A 22,390-nucleotide genomic window follows, 5' to 3' on the forward strand; every position below is an offset into this window, starting at 1 on the left:
GGCATGACTCAGACATTGCACACCACGCTGCTGATTATCGGCGGCGGCCCTGGCGGCTATGTGGCGGCGATTCGCGCCGGCCAGCTGGGCATCCCCACCATACTGGTGGAAGGCCAGGCACTGGGCGGCACCTGCCTGAACATCGGCTGCATTCCCTCCAAGGCGCTGATCCATGTAGCCGAGCAGTTCCAGCAGACCGTGCATCACAGCCAGGGCTCACAACTGGGCATTGAAGTGGATGTGCCGACCCTGGACATCCGCAAAAGCGTGGAATGGAAAGACGGCATCGTCGATCGCCTGACCACGGGTGTCGCCGCGCTGCTGAAAAAACACAAGGTGCAGGTCGTTCACGGTTGGGCCAAGGTTATCGACGGCAAGACTGTCGAGGTGGGCGACCAGCGCATCCAGTGCGAACACCTGCTGCTGGCCACCGGCTCGAAAAGTGTCAACCTGCCGATGCTGCCGATTGGCGGGCCGATCATCTCGTCCACCGAAGCCTTGGCACCGACCCGCGTGCCCAAGCGCCTGATTGTGGTGGGCGGCGGTTATATCGGCCTGGAACTGGGTATCGCCTATCGCAAGCTCGGTGCCGAGGTCAGTGTGGTCGAGGCCCAGGAACATATCCTGCCCGCCTACGATGCCGAGCTGACCTTGCCGGTGGCCGAGTCCCTGAAGAAACTCGGGGTGAAGCTGTACCTGGAACACAGCGTCACTGGCTTTGCCGACAACAAGCTGCAAGTGCGTGCGCCCAATGGCGACACCTTGGCGCTTGACACCGACCAGGTACTGGTAGCCGTTGGGCGCAAACCCAACACCCAAGGCTGGAACCTCGAAGCGCTGAACCTGGACATGAACGGCGCGGCGATCAAGATCGACAGCCGTTGCCAGACCAGCATGCGCAATGTGTATGCCATCGGCGACCTCAGCGGCGAACCGATGCTGGCGCACCGGGCCATGGCCCAGGGCGAGATGGTGGCCGAACTGATCAGCGGCAAGACCCGCGAATTCAACCCGGCCGCGATTCCAGCGGTGTGCTTTACCGACCCGGAACTGGTGGTGGTCGGCAAGACCCCGGACGAGGCCAAAGCTGCCGGGCTGGACTGCATCGTGTCGAGCTTCCCGTTCGCCGCCAATGGCCGAGCCATGACGCTTGAGTCCAAGGCCGGCTTCGTGCGGGTGGTGGCGCGGCGTGACAATCATCTGATTGTCGGTTGGCAAGCCGTGGGGGCTGGGGTGTCCGAGCTGTCTACCGCGTTCGGCCTGAGCCTGGAAATGGGCTCGCGCCTTGAGGATGTGGCCGGCACTATTCACGCCCATCCGACCCTTGGCGAGGCGGTGCAGGAAGCGGCATTGCGGGCACTGGGCCACGCCTTGCATCTGTGAAACCGCGGTGACGCTATCGCAGGCAAGCCAGCTCCCACATTTGGAATGCAGTCAAATGTGGGAGCCGGGCTTGCCCGCGATGACGGTGGACCAGCCAATACAAAGGCTCAATGGTCCACCCACCCGCTCCCACACAAGCCAAGAATGCAGTATTGTTGCTCCCATCCAGTAAAAAATCCGACTTGACCAGAGATAGAGGGTGTCATGGGTAACGAAAGCATCAATTGGGACAAGCTGGGTTTTGACTACATCAAGACCGACAAGCGGTTTCTCCAGGTCTGGAAAAACGGCGAATGGCAGGAAGGCACCCTGACCGACGACAACGTGCTGCACATCAGCGAGGGCTCCACCGCCCTGCACTATGGCCAGCAATGCTTCGAGGGGCTGAAGGCCTATCGCTGCAAGGACGGTTCGATCAACCTGTTCCGCCCGGACCAGAACGCTGCACGTATGCAACGCAGCTGTGCCCGCCTGTTGATGCCGCATGTGTCGACCGAAGACTTCATCGACGCCTGCAAACAAGTGGTCAAGGCCAACGAGCGTTTCATCCCGCCGTATGGCAGTGGCGGCGCGCTGTACCTGCGCCCGTTCGTGATCGGCACCGGTGACAATATCGGCGTACGCTCTGCGCCGGAGTTCATCTTCTCGGTGTTCGCCATCCCGGTCGGGGCCTACTTCAAAGGCGGCCTGGTGCCACATAACTTCCAGATCTCCACCTTCGACCGCGCTGCGCCGCAAGGCACCGGTGCCGCCAAGGTCGGTGGCAACTACGCCGCCAGCCTGATGCCGGGCTCTGAAGCAAAGAAATCCGGCTTCGCCGACGCGATCTACCTGGACCCGATGACTCACTCGAAAATCGAAGAAGTCGGCTCGGCCAACTTCTTCGGGATCACCCACGACAACCAGTTCATCACGCCGAAGTCGCCTTCGGTGCTGCCAGGCATCACCCGCCTGTCGCTGATGGAACTGGCCCAGACCCGCCTGGGCCTGGACGTGGTCGAGGGCGAAGTGTTCATCGACAAACTGGACCAGTTCAAGGAAGCCGGCGCCTGCGGTACTGCTGCGGTGATTTCGCCGATCGGCGGCATCCAGCACAACGGCAAGATGCACGTGTTCCACAGCGAAACCGAAGTCGGCCCGGTTACCCAGAAGCTCTACAAAGAGCTGACCGGTGTGCAGACCGGTGACGTTGAAGCGCCAGCGGGTTGGATCGTCAAGGTCTAAGCCAGCGACACCGCAATACACTGTGGGAGGGGCAAGTCGAATCGTCGCACCGCCCCTCCCACATTTGATCTCCAGTATTTTCAGGACTGAGGAATATTCCCGGCAATCTTCTTGCCCATACTGATCCTCGGCTCCACCCCATACCCCAACGCCTCATAAAACCCCACCACGACGTCATTGCCGCCGGTGATCTGCAGGTTGATCTTCATGCAGCCCAAGGCCGTCAACGCCTGCTCGGCATGGCGCACCAGTGACGATCCCAAACCATGGCGACGATAGTCTTCATGCACCGCCACCGAGTACAACCAGCCACGATGGCCGTCATAGCCCGCGAGAATCGTACCAATCACGGCTTTCTTGTCGGTGGCCACGAAGAACAACCCATCGTTGACCGCCAGCTTCTTGTCAATCGCCAGGCTCGGCAGGTTATGCGCGGTGTCATAGCCAAACGCTTGCTGCCATAACTCAATCACTTGGGCGCGATGCTGCCGGTCGCGGTAGGGGCCGATGGGATGCCGTGACAGCAAGGTCTTTTCCATGACCAGCGTGCGCTCGTTGCCATGGTAGACATCGCGCACGGTGTGAAAACCCAGCTTGCTGTAGAACGGCTCGGCGGTCAGTGAGGACGGTACACTCAACACTGTCACCCCGGCTTCGCGGGCACGCAGTTCGATCTCGATCATCAACAAACGGCCGATACCCTGCCCTTGCAGCTCGGGATTGACGAAGACCGAACGCACCACGTTGGCATCAAGGGCAGCGGTGGCGACGATTGAATGGTCCTGGGTAGCCACCAGCACAATACGGCGGTTGAGCAGTTCCAGAACCGCATCGGGCGTGAAGTGAGTGGCGACGCGAGCAATCACATCTGCTGGATAATCCCGTGCATTGCTGCTGTGCAAGGCCGCCAGAATGACCTGGCTGATGCCCTGGGCATCGGCTGCTTGGGCGAGACGAACAACGGTCGACATGACTCCTCCTGGCTGGCGCGACTGTAATGAACACCCCACTGTGCATGTGGAAGGGAGCTTGATCCCGATAGCGGTGGGTCAGCTAAAGATAAGCTATACGCCTCGTTGATGCCCTGCATATCGATCATTTCCACATCCCGGACAACCCCCTGTTCGGCGCAGAACCCAGCATCTCCCGGGCTTTCTGGATACGGCCGATCAGCGAACCGCAACAGGTGCGGGCAATGCCATTGACGCTGAACCGTTCAACCAAGCACGCCCATACAATCGGCGTCACCGCCCGCCCCCTAAGCTTTTGACTTTCTTGAAAGCGCTGGAGAGTAGGCATGTACAGAAAAGTGAGGGCGGTAACCCTGGCCGTGACATTGCTGGCCGGGGCCATGGCGGGCAGCGCATGGGCGGCCACGCCGGTAGTGGCTGTGGCGCCGCAATACGACACCAGCCATGTGTATGTAGCACCCGCTGATGTAGAGGGTTTTGCCCAGAGTTTCCTGGCCACGTTCGGGGGCAAGAGCACGCCCCAGGTGGTGGTCAATGTGCTGCCGGTGCCGAGCAGCACCACTTCGCAACTGTTGCAGACCCCGGCCGGCACGGTGTCACTGTTCGGCTTCACCACGCCCATCCCCCATCCTTTCGGCCAGGAGCGCAATGGTTATCTGGTCAAGGACATGGACGTGGCCCTGAAGGCAGCTCGGGACAACGGCGCTGCGGTCATCGTCAGCGATTTTCCCGATCCCATCGGCCGCGATGCGGTGGTGCAGTGGCCGGGCGGCGTGAACATGCAGCTGTATTGGCATACCAAGACCCCCGATTACGCCGCCTTCCAGACGGTGCCGGAAAACCGCGTGTACCTCAGCGCCGATCGCGCCGATCGCTTTATCAAGGCGTTCATTGGCTTCTCCCACGGCAAAGTGGTCGCCGATGACAAGCACGCACCTGCTGTGGAGGTGGGCCAGGCTGGCGGCACTTACCGACGCGTCGAAATCACGTCGCCCTTTGGGCGTATGGCGGTACTGGTGACCAACGGCCAACTGCCCTACCCCTTTGGCCATGAAACCACCGGCTATGAGGTAGCCGACCTGACGGCCACCCTGGCCAAAGCCACGGGCTCGGGCGCTACCGTACTGGTGCCGAGCTTCGCCAGCAAAGGCCGTCGCAGCGCATTGGTGCAATTCCCGGGCGGTTACGTCGCGGAAATTCACCAACTCATCGCGGCAAAATGATCCGTCGTACAGGCTGGGGCCTGGCCGTGCTGTGGCCGCTGGTGGTGGGCAGCGTACATGCCGACAATCAACCGACCCGCCCGGCCATCAAGGCCAATCGCTGGCAGGAAGACTGGTCTGTGCTCAAGGATCCGGCATTGCGCACGCAACCGTTGGACAACCTCAAGTACATCCCGCTGTCCGCCGCCAACCCGTTCACCTACCTGTCCCTGGGTGCGACGTTGCGCGAACGCTTCGAGATGAACGACGCCAGCGGCTTCGGCGTGCGCGATGTAGCGCGTGATCGCTACCTGATCCAGCGTTTTCAGGTGCACGCCGACTTGCACCTCAACGAACACTGGCGGCTGTTCACCCAGTTGGAAGATGTACGGGCCTATGACAAAACCACCATCGGCGGCGCCGACCAGAACCGCGTCGACCTGCGCCTGGCCTTTGCCGAATACGTGAAGACCTTCAGCGCCGGCACCTTTAAGGCTCGGGCGGGTCGCCAGGACTTTGCCTTCGATTTGCAGCGCTTTATTTCGTCGCGCGATGGCCCGAATGTGCGCCAGTCCTTCGACGCGCTGTGGGCCGACTGGGAAACGCCCCAGTGGCGTTTTATCGGGATCGCCAGCCAACCGGTGCAATACCAGGATGGCCGGCACTTTGACGACAAATCCAATCGTGACGCGCGCTTCCACATGCTGCGGGTCGAGCGGCTGGTGGGCGGCAGCAATGAGTTGTCGGCCTATTACGGCGTCTACGAGCGCCGTGCCGCCCATTACCTGGATGCCGACGGCAACGAGACCCGCCAGTTGCTCGACGTACGCCTGGGCGGCGCGGCCCGGGGCTTCGACTGGGATATCGAAGCCATGCTGCAAAAGGGGTCGGTGGGCAGCCAGGCGATCCGCGCCTGGGCCGGCGGCAGCCGTACCGGCTACACCTTCGACACGCTGGCCTGGACACCGCGCCTCGGCCTGCAAGTGGATGTCGCCTCCGGTGACCGCAAGCGCGGTGATGGCCGCGTCGGCACCTTCAACCCACTGTTCCCCAACGGCTACTACTTTTCCCTGGCCGGTTATACGGGCTACAGCAACCTGATCCACGTCAAGCCATCAATCACCGTCAAACCCATCGCCAAGCTGAGCGTGCAAACCGCTGTCGGCCTGTTGTGGCGGCAGACCACCGCGGACGCGGTTTATACCCAACCCAACCTCGCCGTCGCCGGAACGGCTGGCCAGGGTCAACGCTGGACCGGCGCCTATGGCCAAGTGCGCACCGACTACGCGTTTACCTCCAACCTCAGCGGTGCAATCGAGGCCGTGCACTACGCGGCTGGCCAGACCCTGCGTGATGCCGGTGGGCACGACAGCAACTACCTGGGCATGGAACTCAAGTTCAGTTGGTAACCTCAGGCGAGCACACCCATACAAGCCTGGGCTCAGGTTAACGGCAATAGTGATACGGTTTTTTCAGCGCTTTTTTAACTCAAGCAAGGAGATTCAGATGAGCACCTTCGTTGCCAAAGACGGTACCCAGATCTACTTCAAGGACTGGGGCAGCGGCAAGCCCGTGCTGTTCAGCCACGGCTGGCCGCTGGATGCCGACATGTGGGAATACCAGATGGAGTACCTGAGCAGCCGCGGCTTTCGCACTATCGCGTTCGACCGCCGTGGCTTTGGCCGCTCGGACCAACCCTGGACCGGTAACGACTACGACACCTTCGCTGACGATATCGCGCAGTTGATCGAACACCTGGACCTGAAGGACGTGACCCTGGTGGGCTTTTCCATGGGTGGCGGTGATGTGGCGCGCTACATCGCCCGCCATGGCAGCGCTCGTGTCGCCGGCCTGGTGTTGCTGGGTGCCGTGACGCCGATCTTCGGCCAGCAACCGGACTATCCCCAAGGCGTCCCCACCGAGGTGTTCGATGGCATCAAGGCCGGCCTGTTGAAGGATCGCGCCCAATTCATCAGCGATTTCAATACGCCGTTCTTCGGTATCAACAAGGGCCAGCAAGTCTCGGAGGGTGTGCTCAGCCAGACCCTGCAGATCGCCATGCTTGCCTCGCTCAAGTCGACTGTGGATTGCGTCAGCGCCTTCTCCGAAACCGACTTCCGCCCGGACATGGCCAAAATCGACGTGCCGACCCTGGTGATCCATGGCGACGGCGACCAGATCGTGCCGTTCGAAACCACCGGCAAGGTGGCTGCCGAAATGATCAACGGCGCGCAACTGAAGGTCTACAAGGATGCACCCCACGGGTTTGCCGCGACCCACACCCAGCAGCTCAATGAAGACCTGTTGGCGTTCCTCAGCCGCTGAACCGCTTGCAACCTCCTCTCCTTGTTTGGCCGGGTTCGCCCGGCTTTTTTTTGCTCAGGCGAAACGCGTCCGAAACCGCGCCAACGTACTTGCAGGCTTGTGCTGAAATCCCGCGGTTGTCGCCAGCGGTTGCATTGCCGAAAGAACCCGGCATGATCTTGCTGAACTGCCGACCCCGCGCTACGGTCCCAACCCATACGCTCATCGCTACAGGAACTTTTCCATGACGCTCCCCCAAGAAATGACCCTGATCGAAATCACCACGCCTGGCGGCCCCGAGGTCTTGCAGCCGCGTCGCGCCGACGTGCCAGTGGCCGGGCCAGGTGAAATTCTGATTCGCGTGCACGCCGCCGGGGTCAACCGCCCAGACGCGCTGCAACGCGCCGGCAAATACCCGATGAAACCCGGCATGAGCCCGATTCCCGGGCTGGAAGTGGCCGGTGAAGTGGTGGCGCTGGGCACTGGCGTGACTGAATACAGCCTGGGCGACAAGGTGTGTGCCCTGACCAATGGCGGTGGCTATGCGCAGTTTTGTGCGGTGCCGGCCAGCCAGGCGCTGCCGGTCCCGGCGGGCATGGACTGGATTCAGGCCGCCGCCGTGCCGGAAACCTTCTTCACGGTCTGGGCCAACCTGTTCGGCCTCGGCGGTGCCCATAAAGGCCAGCGCGCCTTGATCCACGGCGGCACCAGCGGCATCGGCACCACCGCATTGATGCTCTGCCAGGAGTTCGGTATCCAGGCATTCGCCACCGCCGGCAGCGCCGACAAATGTGCCGCGATTGCCAAGCTGGGCGCCGAACCGATCAACTACCGCGAACAGGAGTTTGCCGAGGTCATTGCCCAACAGACCGATGGCAAAGGCGTCGATGTGATTCTCGACATCATGGGTGCCTCGTACCTGAACAACAACCTCAAGGCCCTGGGCATGGACGGTCACCTGGTGATGCTCGGCTTCCTCGGTGGCGGCAAGGCTCATGACGTCGACCTGCTGACCATCCTCGCCAAACGCGCGGTGATCACCGGCTCCCTGCTGCGCGCCCGCACCCGCGAAGAAAAGGCCGCGATTGCCGAACAGCTACGCGAATACGTGTGGCCGGTGCTCAGCGCCGGGCGCTGCCTGCCGATCATCGACAAGGTCTACGCATACACCGACGCCGCCCAGGCCCATGCGCGAATGGAAGGTGGGGATCACATTGGCAAGATTGTGTTGCGGGTGGAGTGAGGCGCTTTCCTCAATCCTTGGCGACCGGCCAAGTTTGACGGTACTCGGCACAAATGTGGGAGGGGCGTGTGTCACTCCGGTTCGGCATACACCGGATAATCCACATACCCCGCCTGAGTCCCCCCATACAAGCCCTCTGCCTTCAACGCATTCAATGGCCAGCCATTGAAAATCCGCTGGGGCAGGTCTGGGTTGGCAATGAACGGCCGTCCGAAGGCGATCAGGTCCGCCAGCCCAGCCTCGACCAACCGTGCACCGCGCTCGGCGGTGTAGCGGCCGGCGTAGATGATCCTGCCGCTGAAGGTGCGGCGCACGGCCTGGCGGAATGTTTCAGGCAGGTCCGGCGCGTTATCCCAGTCGGCTTCGGCGATGGAAACATAGGCGATGCCCGACGCTTCCAGCACTTTGATCGCTTCGATATAGGTACGGTGCGGGTCTTCTTCCACCAGGCCAATGTAGACCCGATCCTGATCGGTGCCACTGAACAGCGGCGAAAAGCGCACGCCCAGGCGCTGCGGCCCCACCACCTTGCACACCGCCTCGACAATCTCGCGCAGCAAGCGCAGGCGATTGTCCAGCGAACCGCCGTACTCATCCTCACGGATGTTGGAGTGGGCCGAGATGAACTGGTTGACCAAATAGCCGTTGGCCGCATGGATTTCCACACCATCGAACCCGGCGTCCAGGGCATTGCGAGCAGCCTGGGCGTAGTGTCCGACCAACTCGTCGATTTCCAGCGGGCTCAACGCACGAGGCACGGGTGGCTGCACCAGCTCACCCACACCCGGACCGGTTTCAATAAAGGCTTTGGCTTGCAGCGCCGGCAGTGCAGACGGCCCCACCGGTGCAGCGCCGCCAGGTTGCAAGGCGTTATGGGACACCCGCCCCACGTGCCATAGCTGGGCAAAGATCACCCCACCCTCGGCATGTACCGCTGCGGTCACCTTGCGCCAACCCTCGATCTGCGCCGGTGTATGGATGCCCGGCGTCCATGCGTAGCCCTGGCCGCGCGGCTCGATCTGCGTACCCTCGCTGACCATGAAGCCGGCACTGGCACGCTGGCGGTAATATTCGGCCATCAGGTCGGTGGCGATATTGCCCGGCTGGGCGCTGCGCTGGCGTGTCAGCGGCGGCAGCACAACGCGATTGTTCAAGCGATGATGCCCCAGCTTTATCGGGGTGTTCAAAATGCAGTCAGGCATGGGGATATTCCAGATTCAGGACGAACGAAAACCCTGGCGACTCCTGGGAGTCGCCAGTGCGTACCTCGGTTTATTAACTTAAGCGCTGAGTGCCAGCAGTTCCACGGCCACTTCGTTGGAGCTGCCCGGGTTCTGCCCAGTGACCAGCAAGCCATCGACAATCACAAAGGATTGCCAATCGGCACCCTTCTCATACTTGCCGCCCAGTTTTTTGAATTCATCTTCAATCAGGAACGGCACAACATCGGTCAATTGCACCGCGGCTTCCTCCGAGTTGGAGAACCCGGTCACACGGCGGCCCTTGATCAACGGCTCACCGTTGACTGCCTTGACGTGGCGCAAGGCACCCGGTGCATGGCAGACAAATCCGATGGGTTTGCCGGCCCGTTCGAACGCCTCGATCAGCGCGATGGACACCGGCGACTCCGCCAGGTCCCACAGCGGGCCGTGGCCGCCAGGGTAGAACAGGGTGTCGAAGTCGGCGGCGTTGACCGTTTCCAGCTTCACCGTGCCAACCAGGGCCGACTGCGCAACCGGGTCTTTCCTGAAGCGCTCTGTCTGCTCGGTTTGCGCATCCGGCTCATCGCTCTTCGGGTCCAACGGCGGCTGGCCGCCAGCTGGGGAAGCCAGCACCACAACGGCGCCAGCGTCCTTGAACACGTAATAAGGGGCGGCAAACTCTTCGAGCCAGAAGCCGGTCTTGCGCCCGGTATCGCCAAGCTGGTCGTGAGAGGTCAGTACCATTAATACTTTCATTTTCCAGTGCCTCGATCGATGTGAGTAGCAGGGTTTTCAGGGCCGCCCAACAACTGTTGGGTCAGCAGCAGCGCCTCGCAGAACGGCGCAGTGGTACGGGTGATCTTGCCCATGACGCTGGTTCCCAGCCACAGCGCATACAAGCGCTTGGCAAGGCTGTGCGGGGCGTGCTCGAACCTGAGCGAGCCGTCTTCGACCCCGCGCTCCAGGGCCAGCGCGAGTAACTCGATGGTGCGCGAAGTACCGCGCTGCAACGCCAATCGCATGGGTTCTGACAGGTCGGAGACTTCAGCCCCCAACTTGACGGCCAGGCACTTGCCGGTATCGGTGCAGCCAGTGTGGTTGTCGATCCAGCCTTGCCAATAGCGCATCAACTTGGCGTGATGGGTTAAACCCGGCTGATCCAACAGCTGCTGCATGCCTTCGACGTACTGGTCGAAATAGGTATCGAGCAACACCACGCCAAACGCATCCTTGGAGTTGAAGTAGTGATAGAACGAGCCCTTGGGCACTTGTGCGGCGTGCAGGATTTCGTTCAAGCCCACCGCGGAAAATCCCTTGGCACCGACGATGGATTGCGCACGTTCAAGAATCGCTTGCCGTGCACTGCTGCTTGCGTTGCTCATGCTTGCCTCCGTGCGATTAGACCAGTCGTCTAGTTCGTTGGGGCCATGTTAGGCAGCGAGGCAACCACTCACAATGTCATATCCGCAAGGATTCCGGACATGCGCCAAAGTCGGTTGCCGTTTGCCTGGTACACGCCGACAATCCCCTCTCCCCTGCCCCTTGGAGAGATGCAATGCACAGCGTTGCGCTGATGGTTTACCCGAATTTCCAGTCGTTGAGCCTTAGCCTGGGCTCGGTGTTCGAGTGCGCCAACCTGCTGCGCGGTGAGCCGGCCTATGAGTTTCACCTGGTATCGGAAAGCGGCGGCGCGGTGATGACCTCCCAGGGCTTTTCAGTCAATACCAACGCCATCCGCCCAGAGGGTTATGACACTCTGATCGTCAGCGGCTATCTGGAGTTTCGCCTACCGGAGGCCAACCTGCTGGAACTGGTCAAGGCAGCGTCGGCACAGTCGCGCCGGGTGGCCTCCTTATGCATGGGCATCTTTGTGCTGGCAGAAGCGGGCCTGCTCGCCGGCAAACGCACCACCACCCACTGGATCCACGCGCCGGCGTTTCGCAAGCGCTACCCGGATATTCGCCTGGAAGAAGACAAGTTGTTCGTGGTGGACGGCCAGGTGTGGACCGGTGCCGGCATGAGCGCCGGGGTCGACCTGGCACTGGCGATGGTGGAGAACGACCTGGGCAGCGACCTTGCGCGCCGCATCGCACGCAAGCTGGTGATAGCCCAGCGCCGCGGCAGCGAGCAATCGCAATTGTCGACCTTGCTGGAACTGGACCCCAAATCCGACCGCGTGCAACTGGCCCTGGCCTATGCGCGTGAAAACCTCACCCATGATTTGTCAGTCGACGCCCTGGCCGACGTCGCCCGGCTCAGCCCGCGCCAGTTCAGCCGAGTGTTTCGCGAAGAAACCGGGCAAACCCCGGCCAAGGCCATCGAAGCCCTGCGGGTGGAAGCGGCCCGGGCCATGATGGAAACCAGCCGCCACCCGGTGGAAGTGGTCGCCCGCGAAACCGGGTTTGGTGATCGCGAGCGCATGCGCCAGGCGTTCCTCAGGGCATTCGGGCAGCCGCCCCAGGCGATGCAGCAGGTGCTGTTCAATCCAGGCTAGGCCCGTGTTGGAGGGGCTTGCCCCCGATTACCATAGGTATCTACACAACTTTGCATTCGCCAACCGTAACCACGATGCGAAGCGAGCCGCTCTTGATCTTGATCTTGATCTTGATCTGCTTTTGATCTGAGGCGCCCCGTCAAACCACGCTGGCCGGAATTCGACAGGGATTTGGGGGGTAAACCGGCAGGGATGCCGGTTTAGCCGCCCCGCGCCATGGATGGCGCGTGGCGGCGGCCCCCCAAATCCATGTCGGATTACGGGCACACCGAGCCTGAGCGAGGTGCCGAGTGGTGGGGCAAGAGCGTTTTGGTTACTTTTGCGCTTTTCAAAAGTGACCCGCTGTAAAAGCGGAACCAATATCAACCGTTACCGCAGGAATGGATATGTACTCGGTCTGATCCAACATCCTGGTCGGCTGTCAGGCCGCCATCGAGAGCAAGCCCCCTCCCACATTTACCGCCCCCCCCATTCGAATCACGGGGCATCAGTGCAATGACGCCCGGGTAATCAGGTAGCTCACCAACTGCGGATCATCCTCCAGTTCCATCATCTGCACCGGACGCGGCAGGTTATCCAGCACGGTGCGCCAGAATGCCTGGGATACCTCGTCCTGATCATAGAAACGCACCAGCCAATTGGCCGCGCCGCTGCACAGCACCTGGCTGGCGATGGCACGGCCGATGCCCTTGCGACGATAGCGTTTGAGAATGAACAGGTCGGCCAGCTCCAACGCGTCGATACCCGGCAGTTCGCTGCCTTCAATCAACAGGAAACCAGCGATATAGCCATCGACCAGCAACAGGTTGGCGCTCCACTGCGGGTCTTGCCAGTAGCGGGCCAAGTGTTCGTCATGGATATAGAAACGGCCATCGACTTCGACATCTTCCTGTTCCCAATCCGAAGACTCGTAGGCGTAGTACTGGTACAGATTGCGAATCAGCTCGGCGTCTTCAGGGCCGGTCTGGATCAATTCAACGGTGGTTTCAGGCATGGGGCTCTCGGTGGAAAAACGCAGGGCGCCATTGTTCACAAAAGTGCCTGCCACGCCAATGGCTTGTCGAATCCTTTCTATTGGCTGAACCGAATGCAAATAGCGGTTGCCCTGGCCAAATTCCTGAAACATTTAGAATAAACTTCGCCGGTTTCCACCTTTCGCTCAAGGACACGTATTGTGACCAATGTCTGTACCGCCGGCCTGGATGTGGGCTTTGCCTCCCTGGATTACCTGCAAATTTTCATCCTGGGGGTAATCCAGGGCATCACCGAATTGCTGCCGGTGTCGTCCACCGCCCATATGCGCGTGGTGCCCGCCCTGCTCGGCTGGCAAGACCCGGGCTCGGCGTTTTCGGCGGCCATGCAATTGGCCGCGCTGGCGGCAGTGGTCAGTTACTTCTGGCGGGATGTGCGCCAGGTCACCACCGGCAGTATCAGTGCGGTACGCCGGGGCGACTATAACGATCGGTGGTTCAAACTGGCGGTGGCGATCGTGCTGGCGACTATCCCGATTGGCATTGCCGGGTTGGCGCTGTCTTCGACCCTGAATGCATGCAACTCGCCATTGCGCGGGCTGATGGTGATCGGCATTTCCTGCGTGGTGATGGCGGTGTTGCTGGCACTGGCCGAAGTGCGCGCCCGCCATACCCGCGACGTAAGCCAAATGCGCTTGCGCGATGCGCTGATCGTGGGGGTGGCGCAGATCGGCGCGTTGATTCCTGGGGTGTCGCGTTCGGGCTCCACGCTGACCGCAGCGCTGTTCCTGAACTTCAAACGTGAGGAAGCGGCGCGCTTTTCTTTCCTGTTGGGCCTGCCGGCCATTGCCCTGGCGGGTTTGAAAGAACTGTGGGTGCTGCTGCGCGCCGACATGCCTGCCCACGCCTGGCCGCACTTGATCTTCGGCCTGGTGGTGGCGAGCATCTCGGCGTTCTTTGCGATCTGGGGCCTGATGAAGTTCCTGGAGCGCTTCTCCACCTGGCCGTTCGTGATCTACCGTGCGCTGCTGGGGATCTTCCTGATTGTGGCGGTCAGCAGCGGGTTGTTGAGTTAAGCCGCCGGTTCGCGGTCGGCCAGCGCTTCAAGCAGATCGGCCGAGGGCACGAAGAACAAACCACCGGTCACTGCCGTACTGAAGTCGAGCAAGCGGTCATAGTTGCCGACCGGGCGGCCAACGAACATGTTTTCCAGCATCTGCTCCAGAGGCTGCGGCGAGCGTGCGTAGCCGATGAAGTAGGTGCCGAACTCGCCGGCGCCGGGGCGGCCGAAGGGCATATTGTCGCGCAGGATCTTCACTTCCTCGCCGTTCTCGTCAGTGATGACGGTCAAGGCACTGTGAGAGTTGCTCGGCTTGGTTTCTTCGTCCAGTTCGATATCTGCCAGTTTGGTTCGCCCGATTACCTTCTCCTGGGCTTCTACCGTCAAGCCGTTCCAGGCGCTCATGTTGTGCAGGTATTTCTGCACCACTACGTAGCTGCCGCCCTCGAACTGAGGGTCTTCGTCACCGACCAGGGTGAATCTTTCGGCCTTGCGCCCTACCGGGTTTTCGGTGCCGTCGACAAAACCGATGATGCTGCGCATATCGAAATAGCGGAAACCCTGGACCTCATCCACCACCTTGACGCTATCGCCCAAGGCGGCCATCAATTGGGTCGCCAGCTCGAAACACAGGTCCATCTGCTCGGCGCGGATATGCAGGAGGATATCGCCCGGGGTCGACACCGCCTTGCGCCCTTCTACACCGAATTCGCGGAACGGATGCAGCGACGCAGGGCGTGGGGCGCCGAACAGCCGGTCCCACGCATCCGAGCCAAAGCCGCAGACGCAGGTCAGGTTGCCCGACGGCACGCGCTTGCCCACCGAACGCACAAGGCCGGCGATGTCGGCACACCAGCCACGCACGTTTTCAGCCGCGTCGGGGGCCAGGGTGGCGACCATGAAAATCGCGCTGCTGGTGATCGGGTGGCACACGGACTGCGGTTCGAGAGGTGGCTGGACAGGGCAGGTTTTCATCAGGCAGATCCATAGGCTAAGGTCGGTTTGAACCGACGCAGGTTAGCAGATCAGCCGTGACAACTGGCCCACACCTGGCGAATCAGCGCTTTCATCTTGAGCGCCTCGGCCCAGCGATCAGTGAGTTCTCGCCCCATTGCATCGGTGATCGCATAGGGTGGCGGGCCCAGTTCGCAGGTGAAGGGCAGGCTCTGGGGCGCGTCGGCACGGGTCAGCCAGTCGTCGATCCCATAGCGCCACCAGCCAGTAAAGCGCTCGACCCAAGGCTGGTGCTGAGGAAAATCCAGGCCAACCTGCACCTGTTCGCTGCTGGCGATGCGGCCATGAAAGCCCCAGCTATGACGCAGGATGGTGCGTATCTGTTCGTCGTCTTCCACACTGCCGGGCTCGGGCAACTCGCGGCCAACCACGTAGTGGGACAGGTCTGCGAGCAGTTTCAGGTCGGGCATTTGCGCCAGCAGGTCGAGGGTGAACAGCAGGTCGTTGGTCAGTCGATAACGGTGGGTTTCCAGCAGGATCGGGAAGTCCACCTGTTCGGCCAGGCGCTGCCAGCCTTCGATCAGCCTGGCCGCCTCAACCTGGGTACGCGGGCGCACATCGGCTTGCAGGGTCAGGTGGTGACAACCGTAGCGGCCGGTCACTTCCAATGCCCTGGCCAGATCGTCCACCGATTGCGGGAACAGCTGACCTTCGATCTGCAAGCCCCTGGCCGTGGCGGCAGCATGCAAGCGCGAGACTGCGGCCAGCGTCCAGTAATGATCGGTGATGCCGTCGAAACCAGCGGCGGCGATGCGGTCCAGTTGCGCTTCGAGGCTGCCGGGCTCGGTTTGCATGGCCCACATCGATTGGAATACCAGAAGTTGGCGCATATCAGCCTCGCAACAGTGGTTTGAGGGACACATCGGCATCTGCCAGGCTGCCCGGGTCGAGCACAGTGCCCGCGGCAATCAGGCGCTCGCACAGCTTGATGTCCCTGGCCGCACCGTTGCCCGGCGCCCAGCCGCACGCGCCTTGCAACCGGGCATCGTCGTCGAGGTAAAACAGCAACAGGCCACCCCCAGGCAACGCACGGCTGACCGTGCGTGCAGTCATCATCCCGACAGTCTGCAAACCCCAGTGGTATTGGTCGGACCAGAAACCGGGGAGCGTCTCGAATGGCAGCGCTCGCCCCAGCAGGTTCAACGCGGCGTGCCGCCCCTGGGCCTCGGCGTTGCGCCAGGTTTCCTGGCGCTGAAAGACGCCAGCGAGGCGAAACTCGCAGACATCCCCCGCCGCGTAGATATCCGCCGCGCTGGTGCGCAATTGCGCGTCGACACGAATGCCCTGACCGACTTCCAGCCCTGCCGCCGCCGCCAGCTCGATATTGGGTTGCATGCCGATGCCGACCACCACCAGGTCACAGGGCAGCCGTTGCCCATCGACCAGTTGCACGGCGTCGGCGTGGATGCATTCCACGCCGACGTTCAAGCGCACGTCCACACCTTGATCACGATGCAACGCCAGCAGCGAGGCACTAATCGGCGCCGGCAACACCCGGCTCGCCAAGCGTGGCCCGGCTTCAAGCAGCGTGACCTCACACCCCAGCCCTCGTGCGGTGGCCGCCACCTCCAGGCCAATAAAGCCACCACCGACCACGACCAGGCGGGTGCCGGGACGCAACTTATCACGCAGAGCCAAGGCTTCATCGTGGGTACGCAGGTAAAGCACAGGGGCCTGCGCCTCGGGCAAGCGTCGCGCCCGGCCACCGGTAGCCAGCAACAAGCCGGTATAGGTCAACCATTGGCCGTCGGCCAGTTGCAGCCGGTGTTGCTGCGGGTCCAGGCGGCTCACCGGGTTACCGGCGATATGCTCGATGCCCAATGCCGCCAACCGTGCACTGTCGCACAGGCTGCATTCCGCCAGGTCCGTCGAGCCTTGCAGCACGCCTTTGGACAACGGTGGGCGTTCGTAGGGCAAGTGCGCTTCATCGCCGATCAGGATCAGGCGCCCGCTGTAACCTTCTTCACGCAAGGTCAGTGCCGCACGTCCACCGGCATGACCAGCGCCGACGATGATCAGGGCCTGGTTCATCATCCGGCCGTGACAGCGAGCAGTACCCGCCCCGCTTCGACCCGCACCGGGTAGGTCTTGAGGTTGACGCACACCGGCGCGCCCAGGGCTTGGCCGGAACGGTAATCGAAGCGCCCGTTGTGCTTTGGGCATTCAATCACGTGGTCCATCACCAGGCCGTCCGCCAGGTGGATTTTCTCGTGGGTGCACAGGCCGGCGGTGGCGAAGAATTCATCCTCGGCAGAGCGGAACACCGCGTAGGTGTGAATACCGTGGTCGAAGCGCAGCACGTCTTCTGCTTCTATTTCGCCCACGGCGCAGACGTCGATCCATTGATCGTTCATGCATTTATCTCCAATGACTGGCTTTTACTGTGTGGCGAGCAAGCTCCCTCGCCACGGGTCGGGCGTTGGACGAAATAGCTGGGGTCGCTGCGCTGGCGCCAAATAGTCGGAATGATTTCCTGGTAGGCCTCCCACAGATTGGCATACGGCGCTGGGCAGTCGCTGCGGATCTCTTCGTGCAGTTGACTGAGCGCGTGGTAAGGCACCATCGGGTACATGTGGTGTTCGAGGTGGTAGTTCATGTTCATGTAGATAAAGCGCAGCACCCGGTTCATGTAGATGGTGCGGCAGTTACTGCGATGGTCGAGCACATCTTCAGCCAGGCCCACATGCTGGCTGAGGCCGAACAGGTAGCCGAGCCAGGCACCATAGAGACTGGGCAGCCCCACCAGCATCAGCGGCAGCCAGCTGTGCAGGTACAACGCGGCGCCGATGATCAGCGCATAAATCCCAATCCATATACGTGCGGCACGCAATACCTTGGGCCATTCGGATTCAGGGATGAAGTCTTGCTCTTGGGCACTCATGCGCCCGAGCGCATGGCGGGCCACGCCGCTGAAGGTCTTCCAGGCCAGGGGCAGGTTGAACAGGCTGAGGGCCATCATCCACAGGCTCGGCGGGCGCGGCTCGACGATCTCCGGGTCGCGGCCGACGACGATGGTGTCGGTGTGATGACGGGCATGGCTCCAGCGCCACACGTGAGGTTCGAACAGGCACATGAAGCTCGCCACCTGGTACAGCCCGTCGTTCATCCAGCGGGTCTTGAACGCAGTGCCGTGCCCGGTTTCGTGCCAGCGCGGGTTGGACGCCGTGCCGTAGAGCACGCCATAGACGAGAAAAAACGGTACGCAGGCCCAGGAGCCCCAGAACCAATAGCCACCAAAGCCTGTGACCAACAGCGTCGAGACCCAGATAGCGGTGTCGAGCAAGGCCGGAGCGTCGCGGCGCTGCATCAGTTCTTTCATGCGTTTGCGCGAGATGGGCGACTGGTACCAGTTGGCCGAAACCAGGCCTTTTTCGGCGGCGCGGGCCGCTTCAGGGCCAGTGAGGCTGTAGTCGCGCCGAGCGCGGTAAGCGGTGTGTTCAGGCATTGTTATTGTTCTCCGCAAGCGTAGGGTTTCAGGTGCTTTGCGGAACCAACCATAGAGCGCAGCCAAATCACCCTCAAGGCCTTGAATCCATTCCCTATCAAGCTATCATCCAGGCCCAGCGGAGCTTGATAGTTTTCTATCAAGACGCTCAAGGGGCCTGCCAATGCACAACCATAAACGCCCAACCATCGCCACCGTCGCCGCCCACGCGGGGCTTAGCGTGGCCACCGTCGACCGGGTATTGAACGCCCGCGCCCCGGTCAACCCGGGCACGGCCGAACAGGTGTTCCAGGCCGCCGAAGCCGTGGGTTATTTCGCTGCACGACTGATCGGCCAGCGCATCCGCGAACGGCGCCCCACCTACCGTTTCGGCGTGCTGTTGCTGGGCACCGCCCAGGCCTTCTATGCCAACCTCGCCCAGTCCATCAGCGATGCCGCGCAGCATCACGCCACCGCCAACCTGAGCTGCCAGTTCGACTACATCAACGACCGTTCACCGAATGCCATCGTCGCGCAGATCGAGCAACTGGCGGTGCAGTGCGACGCCCTGGCGGTGGTCAGCTTCGCCCATCCGCTGATCAACGCCTGCCTGGCGCAGATCCGTGAAGCCGGCTTACCAGTGGTTGCGCTGCTGTCGGATATCCATGAACAGGCCCTCGAACCCTATGTGGGCCAGGACAACCACGTAGTCGGGCGCACCATGGGCTGGCTGCTGGCACACATCTGCGGCGCACGCAAAGGCAGCGTTGGCATTTTGCTTGGCGGCCATCGTTTTCTCGGGCACCAGGCACGGGTCAAGGGCTTGCACAGCTACCTGGCCGAACACGCGCCGGGCCTCAAGCCGTTGGAGCCGCTGATCAACCTGGATAACTGCGACATCACCGAGGAAGCCACCCTCGACCTGCTCGCCCGCCACACCGACCTGCGCGGCCTGTGCGTGGTGGGCGGCGGCGGTGACGGCGTGATCAACGCCCTGGCGCAACTGCCCAAGCGCCCGACGTTGTGTTGCATTCTGCAGGAGTCGACTGAGCTGTCGCGCCAGGCGTTGAGCCGCGGCTTGATCGATGTGGTAATGGACTCGCAGCCGCGGCAGACAGCGGCGGCGCTGGTGCAACTGCTGGTGCAGTTGCTGAATGACGAAGGCTTCGATCCGGTGCGGCATCGGGTGCATATACCACCGCAGATAGTGACCCCGGAAAACATGGGCACCTGATACACAAAGAACACAATGTGGGAGGGGCGGTGCGACGATTCGATTTGCCCCGACGGTGATGAACCCGTCAAAAATTCAGAGGCTGACACACCGCTATCGCGGCATGGGATCTACGCAACTTTGTAGCTGCCGACCGTAACCACGATGCGAAGCGAGCCGCTCTTGATCTTGATCTTGATCTTGATCTGCTTTTGATCTTAGGCGCCCCGTCAAACCACGCTGGCCGTAATCCGACCTGGATTTGGGGGGTAAACCGGCAGGGATGCCGGTTTAGCCGCCCCGCGCCATGGATGGCGCGTGGCGGCGGCCCCCCAAATCCAGGTCGGATTACGGGCACACCGAGCCTAAGCGAGGTGCCGAGTGGTGGGGCAAGAGCGTTTTGCTTACTTTTGCGCTTTTCAAAAGTGAGCCGCTGTAAGAGCGGAACCAATAGCAGCCGTTACCCAGATAACGGATATGTACTCGGCCCAATCCAACATCCAGGTCGGCTGTCAGACCGCCATCGAAGCCCCCACCTTTAATCTGCACACGGACAATCATTCACCGCCCGCGAAAATCCCCTGCACTCAAACCAAACCGCCCCATCTTGTTGTACAGCCCACCCCGCGACACGTTGAGTTGCCGGGCGGCCAGGCGAATATTGCCGCCCGTGTTGTTCAATGCAGCGACGATGGCATGCAGTTCATGGCTGCTCAGATCCTGCGCGGGCTGGGGCTGGTAAAGGCGCAGCGCTGCCCTTTGCTGAGTTTCCAGCGGCAAGTCAGCCGGCTGGATCAACTCGCCCATCGCCAGGTTGGTCGCCCGTTCAATGGCGTTTTCCAATTCACGCACATTGCCCGGCCAACCATGGGCTGACAGCAGGGCCAACGCGTCCGGCGAGAAACCCTGCACCGCTTTACGCAACGAACGCGCACAGCGCTGCAGGAAATGCCGTGCCAACAGCGGGATATCCTCGCGGCGCATACGCAAGGGTGGCACCGTGAGGTTCAACACATTGAGGCGGTAGTAAAGATCCTCACGAAACGCGCCTTCGGCCACTGCCTGGCTCAGGTTGCGATGGGTAGCGGTGATGATGCGCACGTCCACTGGCCGCGAATTTTTCGCACCTACGCGGGTGATTTCGCCTTCCTGCAAGACCCGCAACAGGCTGACCTGGGCATCGAAGGACATGTCGCCAATTTCATCCAGGAAGATGGTGCCGCCATCGGCCAATTCAAACTTGCCCGCCGACCCACCTCGCGCCGAGCCGGTGAACGCGCCTTCGACATGGCCAAACAGTTCGCTCTGCACCAGGTCCCGGGGGATGGCACCGCAGTTGACCGCCACGAACGGGCCGTTGCAACGTTCGCTGGCATTATGAATGGCCTGGGCGAACAGCTCCTTGCCAGTGCCGCTTTCGCCGAGGATCAAGGTGGTGGCGTCACCGCGACTGGCAATGCGCCCCAGGTGCAGCGCGTCCTGGATCGCCCGCGAGGAGCCCTGGATGGTGTCGAAGGTATAGCGGGCCTGGGTGCCGACAATGCGTCGGGTGATTTCGCGGATGCGGCGGTTTTCGCGCACTGACACAATCACCCCACCCTGCTCCAGCGGGCATACCGAAACCAGGCACGCAAGCGGGCTGCGGTCGCGCAGCTCAAAGGTGCAGTCAAGGTCGCGCACCGGCTCACCCAGCGCGTCGCTCAACTCATTGCACCCCAGGCGCTGGAACGGACTGCCGAGCAGTTCCAGCCCCACCCCGAACAACTGCCGCGCATAGCGGTTGAGCGCCTTGATGCAGCCATGCTCATCCAGCACCACCAAGCCTTCGTTCAGCACTTCGAGCACCGCTTGTTGTTCTTCCAGCAACACCTGCAGCGCCATCTGCCGCGACACCGCTTCGGCTGCCGCCTGGACGGTACCCAGAGTATGGAAATGAAACCAGCCGGGCTCGGCGGTCAGCGTGAGCATCGCCAGTGTCTGGCCCTGAGCATCCTTGATCGGCGCAGCGGCGCAGTGCATGCGGCGCTGGCGCAGGGCGCCGGCGAAATTCTCCTCGGCCAATACGTACACCAAGCGATCTTCGGCCAGGGCCAGGCCGGTGCAGTTGGTGCCCTGTACCGATTCCAGCAGGCGACTCCCCACGGGGGTGATGTCCAGCCCGCAGAAATACAGGGTGGTGCCCTCGGCATCGGTAAGGTTGATATGGCCGCGTGGGTTATAGGCCAGCAGGCCGTGCATGACCTGCGCGGCAGCGGCGATCAGTGCGCGGTGATTGGCCAGGGTAGCCGCCAGCGTTTGGGCGGCAACGAAACGGTAGTGGCTGTCATCGGGATCGATACCCGCCTCGATACTGCGCCGCCAGGAATCCCAGATGACCTGGCGCACCCCGGCCGGGCGCTCGACCTGGCCAGACAGACACGCTCGCCAGCCCTGCTCCAATGCAGCGACGGGGCCGTCATTCAGCGCAGCAGGCCCCAGGGCCGTGAGGTAATCGAGGTCTTGCCCGCTAAACGTCAGGGTCATCGAGGTATCCATGTTCATGTTTTTGACATGTCAGTATAGGCATGTCATTTGAATGAACACATTTTGTTTAGTCTATTTTATAAACTCTTAAAAATCAGTGCGTTATGACTTGGCACAACCCTTGCTCCTGCCTCTATGCCAGCCAGGACCGTCCTGCGGCCA

20 protein-coding genes and 1 pseudogene are annotated in these 22,390 nt (G+C 61.8%); 9 read left to right on the plus strand and 12 right to left on the minus strand.

Annotation, left to right across the window (positions count from 1 at the left end):
* Window positions 1–3: 3 nt before the first annotated feature.
* Window positions 4–1,383, plus strand: a complete 1,380-nt coding sequence (gene lpdA, locus IH404_RS18145) for a dihydrolipoyl dehydrogenase (RefSeq protein ID WP_005789448.1) — start codon at window positions 4–6, stop codon at window positions 1,381–1,383.
* A gap of 204 nt (window positions 1,384–1,587) precedes the next feature.
* Window positions 1,588–2,607, plus strand: a complete 1,020-nt coding sequence (locus IH404_RS18150; protein ID WP_005789450.1) for a branched-chain amino acid aminotransferase — start codon at window positions 1,588–1,590, stop codon at window positions 2,605–2,607.
* Between the two features lie 80 nt (window positions 2,608–2,687).
* On the opposite strand, the gene IH404_RS18155 is transcribed toward IH404_RS18150, so the two are convergent.
* Both IH404_RS18155 and IH404_RS27860 read right to left on the minus strand, forming a co-directional pair.
* Window positions 2,688–3,578, minus strand: coding sequence for a GNAT family acetyltransferase (locus tag IH404_RS18155; RefSeq protein ID WP_005789452.1), 891 nt, complete (start codon window positions 3,576–3,578; stop codon window positions 2,688–2,690).
* Window positions 3,579–3,673: 95 nt separating this feature from the next.
* Window positions 3,674–3,798: pseudogene (locus IH404_RS27860) on the minus strand (NAD(P)-dependent alcohol dehydrogenase); the annotation flags it as partial.
* Between the two features lie 106 nt (window positions 3,799–3,904).
* On the opposite strand from IH404_RS27860, the gene IH404_RS18160 reads away from it, so the two are divergent.
* The 4 genes from IH404_RS18160 (at window position 3,905) to IH404_RS18175 (ending at window position 8,327) form a co-directional block, all read left to right on the plus strand.
* Window positions 3,905–4,801: a glyoxalase gene (locus IH404_RS18160; protein ID WP_194438651.1), complete on the plus strand. Its 897-nt coding sequence runs from the start codon at window positions 3,905–3,907 to the stop codon at window positions 4,799–4,801.
* The gene (locus tag IH404_RS18165) at window positions 4,798–6,189 is read left to right on the plus strand and encodes an alginate export family protein (RefSeq protein ID WP_194438653.1); all 1,392 of its coding nucleotides are present in this window, start codon (window positions 4,798–4,800) and stop codon (window positions 6,187–6,189) included. The genes IH404_RS18160 and IH404_RS18165 overlap by 4 nt, the downstream gene beginning before the upstream one ends.
* Before the next feature lie 97 nt (window positions 6,190–6,286).
* A complete protein-coding gene (locus tag IH404_RS18170) occupies window positions 6,287–7,105 on the plus strand; it encodes an alpha/beta hydrolase (protein ID WP_005789458.1) in 819 nt (272 codons plus the stop codon).
* A 223-nt stretch (window positions 7,106–7,328) separates the two neighbouring features.
* The gene (locus IH404_RS18175; protein WP_194438655.1) at window positions 7,329–8,327 is read left to right on the plus strand and encodes an NAD(P)H-quinone oxidoreductase; all 999 of its coding nucleotides are present in this window, start codon (window positions 7,329–7,331) and stop codon (window positions 8,325–8,327) included.
* 71 nt (window positions 8,328–8,398) lie between these two features.
* On the opposite strand, the gene IH404_RS18180 is transcribed toward IH404_RS18175, so the two are convergent.
* The 3 genes from IH404_RS18180 to IH404_RS18190 all read right to left on the minus strand — a co-directional run bounded on the left by IH404_RS18180 (window position 8,399) and on the right by IH404_RS18190 (window position 10,911).
* Window positions 8,399–9,529: an alkene reductase gene (locus IH404_RS18180; protein ID WP_005789462.1), complete on the minus strand. Its 1,131-nt coding sequence runs from the start codon at window positions 9,527–9,529 to the stop codon at window positions 8,399–8,401.
* Between the two features lie 78 nt (window positions 9,530–9,607).
* Window positions 9,608–10,285, minus strand: coding sequence for a type 1 glutamine amidotransferase domain-containing protein (locus tag IH404_RS18185; protein ID WP_194438657.1), 678 nt, complete (start codon window positions 10,283–10,285; stop codon window positions 9,608–9,610).
* The gene (locus IH404_RS18190; protein WP_032880456.1) at window positions 10,282–10,911 is read right to left on the minus strand and encodes a TetR/AcrR family transcriptional regulator; all 630 of its coding nucleotides are present in this window, start codon (window positions 10,909–10,911) and stop codon (window positions 10,282–10,284) included. The genes IH404_RS18185 and IH404_RS18190 overlap by 4 nt, the downstream gene beginning before the upstream one ends.
* Window positions 10,912–11,084: 173 nt before the next feature.
* Between IH404_RS18190 and IH404_RS18195 the strand changes: the two genes are divergently transcribed.
* The gene (locus tag IH404_RS18195; RefSeq protein WP_194438659.1) at window positions 11,085–12,023 is read left to right on the plus strand and encodes a GlxA family transcriptional regulator; all 939 of its coding nucleotides are present in this window, start codon (window positions 11,085–11,087) and stop codon (window positions 12,021–12,023) included.
* A 487-nt stretch (window positions 12,024–12,510) separates the two neighbouring features.
* Here the strand turns inward: IH404_RS18195 and IH404_RS18200 are convergent, their stop codons facing one another.
* The gene (locus IH404_RS18200) at window positions 12,511–13,149 is read right to left on the minus strand and encodes a GNAT family N-acetyltransferase (RefSeq protein WP_194438661.1); all 639 of its coding nucleotides are present in this window, start codon (window positions 13,147–13,149) and stop codon (window positions 12,511–12,513) included.
* Window positions 13,150–13,197: 48 nt separating this feature from the next.
* Between IH404_RS18200 and IH404_RS18205 the strand changes: the two genes are divergently transcribed.
* Window positions 13,198–14,070, plus strand: a complete 873-nt coding sequence (locus tag IH404_RS18205; protein ID WP_005789472.1) for an undecaprenyl-diphosphate phosphatase — start codon at window positions 13,198–13,200, stop codon at window positions 14,068–14,070.
* Here IH404_RS18205 and IH404_RS18210 read toward each other — a convergent pair.
* From IH404_RS18210 to IH404_RS18230, 5 genes are read right to left on the minus strand one after another with little or no spacing between them, the layout of a single operon-like run.
* Window positions 14,067–15,029, minus strand: coding sequence for a Dyp-type peroxidase (locus tag IH404_RS18210; protein WP_194438663.1), 963 nt, complete (start codon window positions 15,027–15,029; stop codon window positions 14,067–14,069). The two genes, IH404_RS18205 and IH404_RS18210, sit on opposite strands and share 4 nt — an antisense overlap.
* 50 nt (window positions 15,030–15,079) lie before the next feature.
* Window positions 15,080–15,898 carry a sugar phosphate isomerase/epimerase gene (locus IH404_RS18215; RefSeq protein ID WP_194438664.1) on the minus strand — a complete coding sequence of 273 codons (819 nt, stop codon included), beginning with the start codon at window positions 15,896–15,898 and terminating at the stop codon, window positions 15,080–15,082.
* A 1-nt stretch (window position 15,899) separates the two neighbouring features.
* On the minus strand, window positions 15,900–17,099 hold the full coding sequence (locus IH404_RS18220; RefSeq protein WP_032803626.1) for an FAD-dependent oxidoreductase: 1,200 nt from the start codon (window positions 17,097–17,099) through the stop codon (window positions 15,900–15,902).
* A complete protein-coding gene (locus IH404_RS18225; protein ID WP_005789479.1) occupies window positions 17,099–17,422 on the minus strand; it encodes a MocE family 2Fe-2S type ferredoxin in 324 nt (107 codons plus the stop codon). The genes IH404_RS18220 and IH404_RS18225 overlap by 1 nt, the downstream gene beginning before the upstream one ends.
* On the minus strand, window positions 17,419–18,513 hold the full coding sequence (locus IH404_RS18230) for a fatty acid desaturase family protein (protein WP_005789481.1): 1,095 nt from the start codon (window positions 18,511–18,513) through the stop codon (window positions 17,419–17,421). The genes IH404_RS18225 and IH404_RS18230 overlap by 4 nt, the downstream gene beginning before the upstream one ends.
* 163 nt (window positions 18,514–18,676) lie before the next feature.
* On the opposite strand from IH404_RS18230, the gene IH404_RS18235 reads away from it, so the two are divergent.
* Window positions 18,677–19,726: a LacI family DNA-binding transcriptional regulator gene (locus IH404_RS18235; protein ID WP_194438665.1), complete on the plus strand. Its 1,050-nt coding sequence runs from the start codon at window positions 18,677–18,679 to the stop codon at window positions 19,724–19,726.
* A 540-nt stretch (window positions 19,727–20,266) separates the two neighbouring features.
* On the opposite strand, the gene IH404_RS18240 is transcribed toward IH404_RS18235, so the two are convergent.
* Window positions 20,267–22,228 (minus strand): sigma 54-interacting transcriptional regulator, encoded by a 1,962-nt coding sequence (locus IH404_RS18240; RefSeq protein ID WP_194438666.1) that lies wholly within the window; start codon window positions 22,226–22,228, stop codon window positions 20,267–20,269.
* Between the last annotated feature and the right edge of the window lie 162 nt (window positions 22,229–22,390).

It is taken from the genome of Pseudomonas sp. OST1909, from assembly GCF_015277575.1.
Lineage (GTDB): Bacteria > Pseudomonadota > Gammaproteobacteria > Pseudomonadales > Pseudomonadaceae > Aquipseudomonas > Aquipseudomonas synxantha_A.

Bases quoted from the DNA above. Each gene is read 5' to 3' on its own strand.
- lpdA (WP_005789448.1), top strand. From the start codon at position 4: ATGACTCAGACATTGCACACCACGCTGCTGATTATCGGCGGCGGCCCT.
- IH404_RS18150 (WP_005789450.1), top strand. From the start codon at position 1,588: ATGGGTAACGAAAGCATCAATTGGGACAAGCTGGGTTTTGACTACATC.
- IH404_RS18155 (WP_005789452.1), bottom strand. From the start codon at position 3,578: ATGTCGACCGTTGTTCGTCTCGCCCAAGCAGCCGATGCCCAGGGCATC.
- IH404_RS18160 (WP_194438651.1), top strand. From the start codon at position 3,905: ATGTACAGAAAAGTGAGGGCGGTAACCCTGGCCGTGACATTGCTGGCC.
- IH404_RS18165 (WP_194438653.1), top strand. From the start codon at position 4,798: ATGATCCGTCGTACAGGCTGGGGCCTGGCCGTGCTGTGGCCGCTGGTG.
- IH404_RS18170 (WP_005789458.1), top strand. From the start codon at position 6,287: ATGAGCACCTTCGTTGCCAAAGACGGTACCCAGATCTACTTCAAGGAC.
- IH404_RS18175 (WP_194438655.1), top strand. From the start codon at position 7,329: ATGACGCTCCCCCAAGAAATGACCCTGATCGAAATCACCACGCCTGGC.
- IH404_RS18180 (WP_005789462.1), bottom strand. From the start codon at position 9,529: ATGCCTGACTGCATTTTGAACACCCCGATAAAGCTGGGGCATCATCGC.
- IH404_RS18185 (WP_194438657.1), bottom strand. From the start codon at position 10,285: ATGAAAGTATTAATGGTACTGACCTCTCACGACCAGCTTGGCGATACC.
- IH404_RS18190 (WP_032880456.1), bottom strand. From the start codon at position 10,911: ATGAGCAACGCAAGCAGCAGTGCACGGCAAGCGATTCTTGAACGTGCG.
- IH404_RS18195 (WP_194438659.1), top strand. From the start codon at position 11,085: ATGCACAGCGTTGCGCTGATGGTTTACCCGAATTTCCAGTCGTTGAGC.
- IH404_RS18200 (WP_194438661.1), bottom strand. From the start codon at position 13,149: ATGTTTCAGGAATTTGGCCAGGGCAACCGCTATTTGCATTCGGTTCAG.
- IH404_RS18210 (WP_194438663.1), bottom strand. From the start codon at position 15,029: ATGAAAACCTGCCCTGTCCAGCCACCTCTCGAACCGCAGTCCGTGTGC.
- IH404_RS18215 (WP_194438664.1), bottom strand. From the start codon at position 15,898: ATGCGCCAACTTCTGGTATTCCAATCGATGTGGGCCATGCAAACCGAG.
- IH404_RS18220 (WP_032803626.1), bottom strand. From the start codon at position 17,099: ATGAACCAGGCCCTGATCATCGTCGGCGCTGGTCATGCCGGTGGACGT.
- IH404_RS18225 (WP_005789479.1), bottom strand. From the start codon at position 17,422: ATGAACGATCAATGGATCGACGTCTGCGCCGTGGGCGAAATAGAAGCA.
- IH404_RS18230 (WP_005789481.1), bottom strand. From the start codon at position 18,513: ATGCCTGAACACACCGCTTACCGCGCTCGGCGCGACTACAGCCTCACT.
- IH404_RS18235 (WP_194438665.1), top strand. From the start codon at position 18,677: ATGCACAACCATAAACGCCCAACCATCGCCACCGTCGCCGCCCACGCG.
- IH404_RS18240 (WP_194438666.1), bottom strand. From the start codon at position 22,228: ATGACCCTGACGTTTAGCGGGCAAGACCTCGATTACCTCACGGCCCTG.